Annotated in this window: 11 protein-coding genes and 1 pseudogene; 8 read left to right on the forward strand and 4 right to left on the reverse strand. The window is 49.8% G+C overall.

The features are described from left to right. The first annotated feature begins 31 nt into the window (after positions 1-31). The 6 genes and pseudogenes from BMX58_RS14985 (at position 32) to BMX58_RS12795 (ending at position 5,057) form a co-directional block, all read left to right on the forward strand. Positions 32-426: pseudogene (locus tag BMX58_RS14985) on the forward strand (nucleotidyl transferase family protein). Then, the gene (gene citD, locus BMX58_RS12775) at positions 402-710 is read left to right on the forward strand and encodes a citrate lyase acyl carrier protein (RefSeq protein WP_068624828.1); all 309 of its coding nucleotides are present in this window, start codon (positions 402-404) and stop codon (positions 708-710) included. Before BMX58_RS14985 ends, citD begins: the two are co-directional and overlap by 25 nt. Further along, positions 698-1,585, forward strand: coding sequence for a citrate (pro-3S)-lyase subunit beta (citE, locus tag BMX58_RS12780; protein ID WP_068624830.1), 888 nt, complete (start codon positions 698-700; stop codon positions 1,583-1,585). The genes citD and citE overlap by 13 nt, the downstream gene beginning before the upstream one ends. A gap of 2 nt (positions 1,586-1,587) precedes the next feature. Next, on the forward strand, positions 1,588-3,120 hold the full coding sequence (gene citF, locus BMX58_RS12785) for a citrate lyase subunit alpha (protein WP_068624831.1): 1,533 nt from the start codon (positions 1,588-1,590) through the stop codon (positions 3,118-3,120). Then, a complete protein-coding gene (citX, locus tag BMX58_RS12790; protein WP_068624833.1) occupies positions 3,113-3,670 on the forward strand; it encodes a citrate lyase holo-[acyl-carrier protein] synthase in 558 nt (185 codons plus the stop codon). Before citF ends, citX begins: the two co-directional genes overlap by 8 nt. After that, positions 3,663-5,057, forward strand: coding sequence for an oxaloacetate decarboxylase subunit alpha (locus tag BMX58_RS12795; protein ID WP_068624834.1), 1,395 nt, complete (start codon positions 3,663-3,665; stop codon positions 5,055-5,057). Before citX ends, BMX58_RS12795 begins: the two co-directional genes overlap by 8 nt. A gap of 112 nt (positions 5,058-5,169) precedes the next feature. On the opposite strand, the gene lplA is transcribed toward BMX58_RS12795, so the two are convergent. The 4 genes from lplA to BMX58_RS12815 form a co-directional block, all read right to left on the reverse strand. Further along, complete coding sequence (gene lplA / locus BMX58_RS12800; protein WP_068624835.1) at positions 5,170-6,159, reverse strand: lipoate--protein ligase; 990 nt, start codon at positions 6,157-6,159, stop codon at positions 5,170-5,172. A gap of 12 nt (positions 6,160-6,171) precedes the next feature. Beyond that, on the reverse strand, positions 6,172-7,029 hold the full coding sequence (lipA, locus tag BMX58_RS12805; protein ID WP_239420621.1) for a lipoyl synthase: 858 nt from the start codon (positions 7,027-7,029) through the stop codon (positions 6,172-6,174). A gap of 18 nt (positions 7,030-7,047) precedes the next feature. Then, positions 7,048-7,287, reverse strand: a complete 240-nt coding sequence (locus BMX58_RS12810) for a lipoyl domain-containing protein (RefSeq protein WP_068624837.1) — start codon at positions 7,285-7,287, stop codon at positions 7,048-7,050. 305 nt (positions 7,288-7,592) lie between these two features. Next, complete coding sequence (locus BMX58_RS12815; RefSeq protein ID WP_068624838.1) at positions 7,593-8,120, reverse strand: acyl-CoA thioesterase; 528 nt, start codon at positions 8,118-8,120, stop codon at positions 7,593-7,595. A 227-nt stretch (positions 8,121-8,347) separates the two neighbouring features. Between BMX58_RS12815 and BMX58_RS12820 the strand changes: the two genes are divergently transcribed. Continuing rightward, positions 8,348-9,682: a ferredoxin reductase family protein gene (locus BMX58_RS12820; RefSeq protein WP_068624840.1), complete on the forward strand. Its 1,335-nt coding sequence runs from the start codon at positions 8,348-8,350 to the stop codon at positions 9,680-9,682. 182 nt (positions 9,683-9,864) lie between these two features. Next, the gene (locus tag BMX58_RS12825; protein ID WP_068624845.1) at positions 9,865-10,101 is read left to right on the forward strand and encodes a cytochrome b5 domain-containing protein; all 237 of its coding nucleotides are present in this window, start codon (positions 9,865-9,867) and stop codon (positions 10,099-10,101) included. The last annotated feature ends 393 nt before the right edge of the window (positions 10,102-10,494 follow it).

Genomic DNA, 10,494 nt, shown 5'->3' on the forward strand with positions numbered 1-10,494 from the left:
AAGAAGGCTTACTGTTCACTATCTTTTTGTCCTGTCCGATGATCGCTCCGAATTTTCGGAGGAAGAGCGGTCAAAGCTTGTAAAGGCGGGCACACAGCACCTTCTGAATGTGGTCATCCTCCCGACAAGGGACTATCAAGTGTCATCCGCTTTGTAGGGGAAGAACCATCATCCCCCGTTACAGAGGTATATAACGAGAGTATGCGTGAGATTTTTTCTGATGCGCTTGCCCTGACAGTCGGTCCCCGGATCGGACGGTATGGGCAGGTCATCAGTGCTGCACGTGTACGAAAAGCATTGAAAGAAGATGATTTTCAAACAATAAAAAAACTTGTACCACCAACAACTTATATTTATTTGGCAGAAAATTATGGAAAAGACAAATTTAGAGGTGAAAAAAAGTGGAAATTAAAAAATATGCAGTAGCTGGAACGACTGAGTCAAGTGATATCATGATCGTCGTTGAACCTAGCGACAACAATGAAGTTGCAGTGACACTGAATTCAAGCGTTGAAAAACAATATGGCGATCGTATCGAGGAAGTCATCATTGCGACGCTTAAAAATCTTGGCATCACAAGCGCGAAAGTATCCGCTGTCGATAAGGGCGCTTTGGATTGCACGATCGAAGCCCGTACGGTGACAGCCATCCACCGCGCTGCTGAAAAAGACGACTACAACTGGAAGGAGATGGACTCATGGAACGTTTAAGAAGAACAATGATGTTCGTCCCTGGCGCAAATGCTGCAATGCTTAGGGATGCACCTTTATACGGAGCAGATTCGATCATGTTTGACTTGGAGGATGCTGTTTCTCTGAAAGAAAAAGATTCAGCCCGTACTTTGGTGCACTTCGCGTTACGCACATTCGACTACAGCAAGTCCGAAACAGTCGTACGTATCAACAGCTTGGACGCAGGCGGAAAATTGGATGTCGAAGCGATGGTCTTGGCCGGCGTAGACGTCATCCGTCTTCCGAAAACGGAAACAGCCCAGGATATCGTGGATGTTGAAGAAGTGATCACTGAAGTCGAAACAAAATACGGCATCGAGATCGGCAGAACCAAAATGATGGCTGCCATCGAATCCGCAGAGGGCGTCCTGAATGCCCGCGAAATCGCCAAAGCCTCCACTCGTTTGATCGGGATTGCCTTGGGTGCTGAAGATTACGTAACCAACATGAAGACAAAACGTTATCCTGACGGCCAGGAATTGTTCTTCGCCAGAAGCTACATTCTCCACTCTGCCCGTGCAGCCGGAATCGCGGCTATCGATACGGTTTATTCGGATGTTGAAAATGTGGGCGGCTTCTCCCGCGAAGTCGAGCTTATCAAACAGCTTGGTTTCGACGGAAAATCAGTCATCAACCCGCGTCAGATTCCGATCGTCAACCATATCTATGCACCAACAGAAAAAGAAATTCAACATGCTAAGGAAGTTATTTGGGCTATCAGAGAAGCTGAAGAAAAAGGTTCAGGCGTCATCTCCTTGAAGGGTAAGATGGTCGATAAACCGATCGTTGAACGCGCTGAACGTGTCATCGCTTTAGCCAAGGCCGCAAAACTTATTAGCGAGGAGGATATTTAATCATGACTGTCAACAAAGTGGGAAAAGAGATACCTGAGGTTTATGCTGAGCAATACGGCGTTTTCGATGGGGAATTAGCCAACATCAAAGATTACCAAGAAGCCAGCCGCAAAATTCATCCGGTGAAACCGCGCGATAAAAAAATGCTGAACAGCATCCGTGAAGCGATCGAAAAAACAGGACTGAAAGACGGCATGACGATTTCTTTCCACCATCATTTCCGTGAAGGGGACTTCGTCATCAACATGGTTATGGATGTGATCGCCAAAATGGGCATCAAAAACCTTTCGATTGCGCCGAGTTCCATCGCCAACGTCCACGAACCATTGATCGATCATATCAAAAATGGCGTCGTCACAAGCATCACATCAAGTGGTTTGCGCGACAAAGTCGGCGCTGCCATCTCAGCGGGCATCCTGGACAACCCGGTTGTCATCCGCTCACATGGCGGACGCGCAAGAGCGATCGTCAGCGGCGATATCCACATCGACGTTGCCTTCCTGGGCGCGCCAAGTTCCGATGAATACGGCAACGTGAACGGCTCCCACGGCAGAACGGCTTGCGGATCGTTGGGTTATGCAATGGTGGACGCGAAGTACGCTGACCAAGTTGTCGTCATCACCGACACACTGATGCCTTATCCGAACACACCAATCAGCATCCCGCAAACGGACGTTGATTACGTAGTCGTGGTGGACGCAATCGGCGATCCTGAAGGCATCTCCAAAGGGGCTACCCGCTTCACGAAGAACCCTAAAGAATTGTTGATCGCCGAATACGCTTCAAAAGTGATCACGAACTCGCCGTATTACAAACAAGGCTTCTCTTTCCAGACCGGTACCGGCGGCGCTTCATTGGCCGTGTCCCGTTTCCTGAAGGAATCCATGCTCGAAGATGGCATCAAAGCAAGCTTTGCTTTGGGCGGCATCACAAATGCTATGGTTGAACTGCTTGAAGAAGGCCTTGTCGAAAAAATCATCGATGTACAGGATTTCGATCACCCGTCCGCACTTTCATTAGGCAAAAATGCGAACCACTATGAAATCGATGCTGAGATGTATGCCTCTCCGTTAAGCAAAGGTTCTGTCATCAACCAATTGGACACAGCCATCCTTTCGGCTTTGGAAATCGATACTGACTTCAACGTGAACGTCATCACCGGTTCCGATGGCATCATCCGTGGCGCTTCCGGCGGCCACTCCGATACGAGTGCAGCCTGCAAAATGAGTTTGGTCATCTCACCGCTGATCCGCGGTCGTATCCCGACAATCGTAGACACTGTCAACACAGTCGTCACACCTGGTTCAAGCGTGGATGTTGTCGTAACAGAGTTGGGTATCGCCATCAACCCTGCCCGCGAAGATCTGATCGAACACTTCAAATCATTGGATGTCCCTCAATTCTCGATCGAACAATTGAAAGACATCGCATATTCCATCGTTGGATCCCCTGATCCGATCGAATACGGCAACAAAGTCGTTGCCCTGATCGAATACCGGGATGGCACCATCATCGATGTGGTAAAAAATGTCTAATACAGCTCTTTTTACCGAAGGAGAACGTGTTACTCTGGAAGAAATGTTGGCGGTGCGTGAAAAACGTGTCGCCATCCAACGGGAATTATTGAGCAGCCAGAAAGACGACAGCCTCTTGATGGCAATCATGAATATCCCGGGTCCGATCAAAAACAATCAGCAGTTGGAAGCCGTCTTCACTTCGGTTCTGGAACGCATAGAGGAAGTGCTTGGCAATGATCTGCCGCAAGCTTCGCTCTACCGGAATCTGAAGACAGGCGCGGAATATTTCATCCTTTCGCCATTGACGCCTGCACAACTGAAGGAAAAAATGGTGATGATCGAAGAAACGCATCCTTTCGGCCGATTGTTCGACCTGGATGTTCTTTGGATGGAAGGCAATGATCTGAAGAGCATCAGCCGTACCGAATTAGGACTGAATACAAGGCGCTGCTTCATCTGCAATCGTGATGCAAAAGATTGCGGACGCAGCCGTCGCCATACCATTGAAGAAATGCAAGATGCCATTTCTAAAATAATCCAAGAAGGAAGTGACCAATTACATGACTAAAGAAATCCGTTTTATGGAAACGGTCTTGCGTGATGGTCAACAAAGTTTGATTGCAACACGTATGCCACTATCAGATATGTTGCCGATCATCAAAACCATGGATGAAGCCGGCTACCACTCCATTGAAATGTGGGGAGGGGCTACCTTCGATTCTTGTATCCGTTATTTGAACGAGGATCCTTGGGAGCGTCTGCGCACAATCCGTAAAGAAGTCAAAAATGCAAAACTGCAGATGCTTTTGCGGGGCCAGAACCTGTTGGGATACAAACACTATTCCGATGATGTCGTCAGCGCGTTCGTCGAAAAATCGATCCAAAACGGAATCGATGTTGTGCGTGTCTTCGATGCATTGAATGATCTGCGCAACCTGAAGACAGCCATCAATATCACCAAAAAAGCGGGCGGGCATTGCCAGACTGCCATCTCTTACACAACCAGCGAATTCCACACAGTCGACTATTTCGTCGGCTTGACGAAGGAAATGGCTAAAATGGGCGCAGATTCGATCTGCATCAAGGACATGGCAGGCGTTTTGACGCCATCCGTCGCTTTCGAATTGGTAAGCAAAATCAAAGCAGCCGTTGATTTGCCTTTGGAAGTCCACACGCATGCGACAAGCGGCATTGCTGAAATGACTTATCTGAAAGCTGTTGAAGCCGGTGCGGATATCATCGACACAGCCATCTCCCCGTTTGCTGGCGGCACAAGCCAACCGGCTACGGAATCCGTCGCAATCGCGTTGGAAGGCCTAGGCTACAACACGGGTCTGGATATGAACAAACTTGCAGAAATCGCCGATCACTTTGCGCCGATCCGGGATCGTTTCCGCAACGAAGGCATCCTGAACCCTAAAGTGAAGGACGTTGAGCCGAAAACGTTGCTGTATCAAGTACCAGGCGGCATGCTTTCCAACTTGTTGAGCCAACTGACTGAACAGGGCCTGCAGGACAAATACGACGATGTACTGGCAGAAGTTCCGAAAGTGCGTGCGGACTTGGGCTATCCTCCATTGGTTACACCATTATCTCAAATGGTCGGTACGCAGGCCTTGATGAACGTCATCGCAGGCGAGCGCTACAAGCTTGTGCCTAACGAAATCAAGGAATATGTAAGGGGTCAATACGGCAAACCGCCAGTGGCGATTTCTGCAGAAATCACGAAAAAAATCATCGGCAACGAAGGCATCACAACTGTGAGACCTGCTGATCTGATCTTGCCGCAAATGCCTAAATTTGAGGAAGAGATCAAACAGTACGCTAAATCCACGGAAGACGTCTTGATGTACGCTTTGTTCCCGCAGCAAGCCAAAGACTTCCTGGGACGCAGAGAAGACAGATTCTACGATGTTCCGGTACAAACAGTCGACGTTTCCATCGACGTACAGTAATCCTGAATCAAACCAAAAACTTCAAGCGAACCTTTATCGGTTCGCTTGAAGTTTTTTTGGCTTAATAGTCTTCGTCCAAAGCACTTTTTGCTTTTTTCGGACTTGCAGAAGTTTATGCTTCCGGAAACAACAGCGCCACTATATCGTCTGTTGTGATGCAGTACAGCTGCCCTTCGGACAATGCTGGCGTTAAACGGCCGGCTATTTCCGTTTTGTCGAAACGGGAACCGCGCAGGGCGGACTCGAGCGTGCCGATGTCAATCGAACTGAAGAAATCACCGGAAATTTGGCAGTCCTGGATGACGTAATGATCGAGCTGGAGAGCGAGCTCGATGCGCCCACCAGGCAAACGGCCGGAAACGCTGAAGTTAGCTTCGCGTGACTGGCCGTAGTTCCATTCCCAGCGTCGGTATTTTTGATCGGCCAGCTGCTGCACGGCTGCATACTGTTCCGGAGTGAGCTCAAGGATGTTTGCTTCTTGGCCCAGGATGTTCCGGCGGAATTCGCCAGCAAACCAGTTGCGTTCAGTATTAGGCGCCACATGATTGACGATCAGGGCGGTGCGTTCACGCACCGAATCAACGCCTTTGCTGCGCAGTTTTTCGGGATCGACCTTCAGGGCGGCCGCCATATGCTCGACATTCGTATCGAAAAGGAGAGTCCCGTGATGGACGGTAAAGCCCGCCTTCATGTATTGGGCATTTCCCGATATTTTTTGACCGTGGATGGCGATATCGTTCCGGCTGTTCCGCTCTGCCGGGATACCCAGCGTCTGCAGGGTATGGATGATCCTGTCCATGTAAGGTTCGAAATCTATGGCTTGATTTTGGCCATCCACGATGAAGCTGTATTGGTAGCACCCTCCATCGGTGTAAATGGCCCCGCCGCCGGAAGGGCGCCGGACAACATCGATTGATTCAGCATCGATATAGGCGGAATCAATTTCCTTGAATGCATTCTGGTATTTTCCCAGCATCACGGTAGGGCGCGTCTGCCACAACAAAAACAGGGCATCTGCTTCCGCCGGGAAGTTTGTTATGCAGTATTCCTCCAAGGCAAAGTAGAAAGCGGCATCCTGTTCCTCGCATGAAATCGTATACAATAGTTTTCCTCCTTATTGGCTATGAGCGGATTCGACAGCGGCACGGGCACGGTAAGAGCTGCGCACAAGCGGTGAACTGGCTACATATTTGAATTTTTTTGCCATGCCTGTCCGTTGGTATTCAGCAAATGTTTCCACGGGCACGTATTCATGCAACGGATAATGTTTCGCGGAAGGTTGTGAGTATTGGCCGATTGTCAAAAAGTCCACATCGACAGTACGTAAATCATCCATCAATTCATTGATTTCATCGGCGGTTTCGCCTAAGCCAAGCATAATGCCCGTTTTCGTCAAAATGCCGGGATCTTGTTTTTTGACGTATGCCAGTACTTCCAGAGAACAATCGTAGGTGGCGCGGTGACGGATTTTCGGCGAGATGCGGCGCACGCTTTCCATGTTATGGTTGAACACGTCTGGTTTTGCGGCAATGACTTTGTCGATTGCCAGCTGGTCCCCTTGGAAGTCGGGTGTCAGCACTTCAATCATTGTGTGTGGGTTTTGTTTGCGGACTTCTTCGATGACTGCTGCGAAGTGGCCAGACCCGAAATCCGGTAAATCATCGCGGTCGACGCTTGTGATCACGACATATTCCAAACCCATTTTTTTGACTGCCTGAGCCAGTTGCTGAGGCTCTTTTTCATTGACAGGACCTGGCCTGCCATGGGTAACATCGCAAAAACGGCAACTGCGTGTGCAGATGCGCCCCAGAATCATGAAGGTTGCCGTACCGCTGCTGTAGCATTCGCCCATGTTCGGACAGCTGGCTTCATTGCAGACGGTATTCAATTCGAGCTCATCCATCAGATGCGTCACTTTTTCAACGGCTTCTTGATTGTAGCGCACTTTGAACCATTGCGGTTTTGTTTCCAAAATCATTCCTCCTGATGTTTAGAATAGATCGATAATAGCGATAGCTTCACCGGTTTTGACCGCATCATTTTCCTTGACCAAGGTTTCTGCGAGCACGCCGTTAAAGTTGCTTTCGACTTCACTGACGACCTTATCTGTTTCGACTTCGAACAATACTTCGCCGGCTGCGATTGTATCCCCGACGTTTTTCGTCCAGACCCCAAAAATGACTTCATCGCTTTTCGGGTTAATTTTCGGCATCGTTACCGTTTGTTGCATGGGCTTCCCTCCAGTTCTTTTTTTGTTGAGCATACACAGTGACAGCTTTCAGAATGGTACAGTTTTCGTTTCGTTTCAGTTCATTGCATTCGGGTTAGGAATAAGCTGTATTCTAACCACTTTATCATTTTAGCGGTTCGCTCAGCTTAATTCAATAAGGGATATTGAGGAAAGTAAAATAAGCTGAATACCTCCCGTCTTCGCCAGTGTATTCACGGGATGACGGGAGGTCGTCGTTTTAGTTCTTGCTTCGGGTTAATGATACAGATTTTCGGTCTGTTTTCCGGAGGTTTCCACCAAACAGCTCAGCGTTCCCAGATCTGTTTGGTGGAAAGGGCAGAAAGCAACCGGCTGTTCTGGTTGCGCTTGACCAGATTGTTGATCCTGCGCTCCTCGTAACCGGAACAGATCATCTTTTCTTCCTCCGATTCGGGCTGGATCACCGGCATCACAAAGTCCGGATCCGCGCTGTCGGTGATCACGAAAGTCATAAACGAATAGGCGCAGATGCGGCTTTCCCCGGTGCGGACATCGGTGGCGGTCAGTTTGGCGAAGGCTTCCACAGAGGTGTTCCCGCAGCCGGAAACATACGCCTCCACATAGATGGCTTCATTTTTCCGGACGGGCTGGATGAACGCAATCAAATCGACGGTCGCGGTGAAGGAAGGGCGCTTGACGAAGTTGAAAACGGCCCTACCGCCGGCGAGGTCAAAATGCGACATGATTTCGCCGCCGAAAAGGGTGTCTTTATCGTTCAATTCGCTGTACGACACGACAGCGGTGCGCACGTTCCGGGTCTGGTTGCATGTCAGTTCTTTCTTTTTATGGTCCATATCATCATTCCTTATTTTGGATTATTTTTTCCATTGTATCACAGCTTCCGTCTTCGTTAGTGTCTTCTGGTGTCTTCCTGTTGCTTTTGCATTCAGGCGGTCGAGGCTTCTGGTTTGTATCCGCTTGCGTAACGTTATAAAATGGACACAAGAGAGGCGTTTCTGGCCCAAAGGAAACGCTGCTTGCATCTGTCCGCCGAAATCAGCAGAAGAAAAGAGGCTCCGCAATGAACAGAAAACTGATGCGCATGCTGATTGTTGCCGCATATACCCTTCTCCCTGTACTTATCGCCGCAGTCTCACTCAGGAACAGGAGCTTCTTTTCCGCAGGACCGCCTTTTCTGGGAATCGTGTCCTATACTTGGCTTTTGACGGGAGTCATCATCGCATCCCGGCCGAGGTTCATCGAACACTACTTCAGCCTGGATAAGTTGAATCGATTCCATGCCATCATGGCCGTCGTCGCCTTGTCGATCGGGGTCACGCATAAATTGTGGGTAACGCTTCTCTGGGGATGGGCATACCGCTACTCGACCATCTTTGGGGACTTGGCCATCATCTTCTTTTTGACCATCGCCGTCTTTTCTGCCCTCATCATGACGAACTGGTTCGGACGAAAAAAAATCGTCAAAACGGCCAAAACGACCCTCAAAAAATATCCCATCGCCAACTACGAGATAATGAAATTCGTCCACAATTTCAACATTGTAGCCGCCACTTTTTTGGCTATCCATGTCTTGACCATGACCGTGATTGTGCAGGGCGACTACCTTGCCGCCGCCATCTTCGGAGGCTATTTCGCTTTGGCGTTTGGCCTTTATATCAACCACAAATTCCTCAAACCCGCCAGACTCAAGAAAAATCTTTTCACCGTCACAGCCACAAGACCGGAAAAGGGCAATGTCCTGGAAGTCCATCTGAAACCGGACAATGGCGAAGTATTCCCATACCAAGCGGGGCAGTTTGTCTTTCTGCGTCTCTATGACGCGCAGTATTCGGCGGAAGAGCATCCCTTCTCGCTGATCAGTGCCCCGCAGGATCGGGAAGAAGCCGCGCTGGCCATCAAGGATTCCGGGGATTACACGCACCGGTTCCAAACGCTGCAGCCGGGGGTCAAAGCCTCGCTCGAAGGCCCTTACGGCGGCATGTGGCATGTCCAGGAAGGGATGCACGACGAAACGGTGAGCATGGTCATGTTTGCGGGAGGCATCGGGATCACGCCGATGCTGGGGATACTGGAAAACAGCGCACGCCTGCAATTTCCGAACCGGACGCTATTGATCTGGAGCCTGAAAAATCAGGATGAGTATGGGTTTACCGAAAAGCTGCAAGCATTGAAGGACGCGTTGCCGGATTTCCGACTGGTGCCTTTCTTTGCCAATGAGAGCGGCTTCCTTGACGAAGGGAAAATCGAGAAGATGCTCCAGGATAATGAAATCCGCTTTGAGGCTGCCGAATACCTTTTGTGCGGACCGCCGCCGTTCATGAACGCAGTCGAGGCAGTTTTGCTCAAAAAGGGTGTCCCCAAAGACCGCATCCATTATGAAACATTTGGTTTATGATGAAGGAGGAAACGATGATGCCCAGAAGAAAATGGAGCCTGCTGTTGCAAGCCGGTATAGCCGGCCTGCTGTTGGCCGCATGTGCACCTGCCACTGTCGAAGATAGCGCAACAACGAGTTCCGAGGCCATGTCGGCCAGCAGCTCGGCCGAAGAAGCGGCCAGCGGAAGTTCCGCCACGGAAATGCGCACCTTCACGCTCGAAGAACTCAGCCAATACAACGGCAAAAATGGCCAGCCGGCTTATGTAGCCGTCGACGGGGTCGTCTATGATGTCACAAATGTGGAAGCCTGGAAAGACGGAGAACATAAACAGGGGTTGACAGCCGGCAACGAACTGACGGAGGAAATCACCAACCAATCTCCTCATGGCACAAAGGTCCTTGAGGGGCTGCCGATCGTCGGCGAGCTTGTCGAATGATTGTTGCAATCGCAATTAGAAAATGGAGCTCTCCCAAGGAAAGCTCCATTTTGCGGTGTGCCCGGCATGGGTGATAACTTGGTGGTGAAAGTCCACTACAGGCTTTGCAGTAGGAACTGTTAGCGAAGGACAAGGGTGTCCACCGTGAGGTGGAATCTGAAGGAAGTCGGACGCAAACACTTGCACTGACGAACAGAAATCTCATATGAGGCTGTATGGAGACGGACGAGCTTGCCGCACATAGCAAAGTCCTATACTGCACAAATCTCCTACAGTAAATGAGGCAGTGACATGAGTGGAAGGTTATCATTCTTACCCGGGGAGGTCTCGCTAGCAGGACTCCCTGTAGTAACAACGAATAGCGAGAAGTCAGCAGAGGTCATAGTAGCGAAA

The sequence above is a fragment of the Trichococcus ilyis genome (assembly GCF_900109135.1).
GTDB classification, from domain to species: domain Bacteria; phylum Bacillota; class Bacilli; order Lactobacillales; family Aerococcaceae; genus Trichococcus; species Trichococcus ilyis.

Bases quoted from the DNA above. Each gene is read 5' to 3' on its own strand.
- citE (WP_068624830.1), top strand. From the start codon at position 698: ATGGAACGTTTAAGAAGAACAATGATGTTCGTCCCTGGCGCAAATGCT.
- citF (WP_068624831.1), top strand. From the start codon at position 1,588: ATGACTGTCAACAAAGTGGGAAAAGAGATACCTGAGGTTTATGCTGAG.
- citX (WP_068624833.1), top strand. From the start codon at position 3,113: ATGTCTAATACAGCTCTTTTTACCGAAGGAGAACGTGTTACTCTGGAA.
- BMX58_RS12795 (WP_068624834.1), top strand. From the start codon at position 3,663: ATGACTAAAGAAATCCGTTTTATGGAAACGGTCTTGCGTGATGGTCAA.
- BMX58_RS12810 (WP_068624837.1), bottom strand. From the start codon at position 7,287: ATGCAACAAACGGTAACGATGCCGAAAATTAACCCGAAAAGCGATGAA.
- BMX58_RS12815 (WP_068624838.1), bottom strand. From the start codon at position 8,120: ATGGACCATAAAAAGAAAGAACTGACATGCAACCAGACCCGGAACGTG.
- BMX58_RS12820 (WP_068624840.1), top strand. From the start codon at position 8,348: ATGAACAGAAAACTGATGCGCATGCTGATTGTTGCCGCATATACCCTT.
- BMX58_RS12825 (WP_068624845.1), top strand. From the start codon at position 9,865: ATGCGCACCTTCACGCTCGAAGAACTCAGCCAATACAACGGCAAAAAT.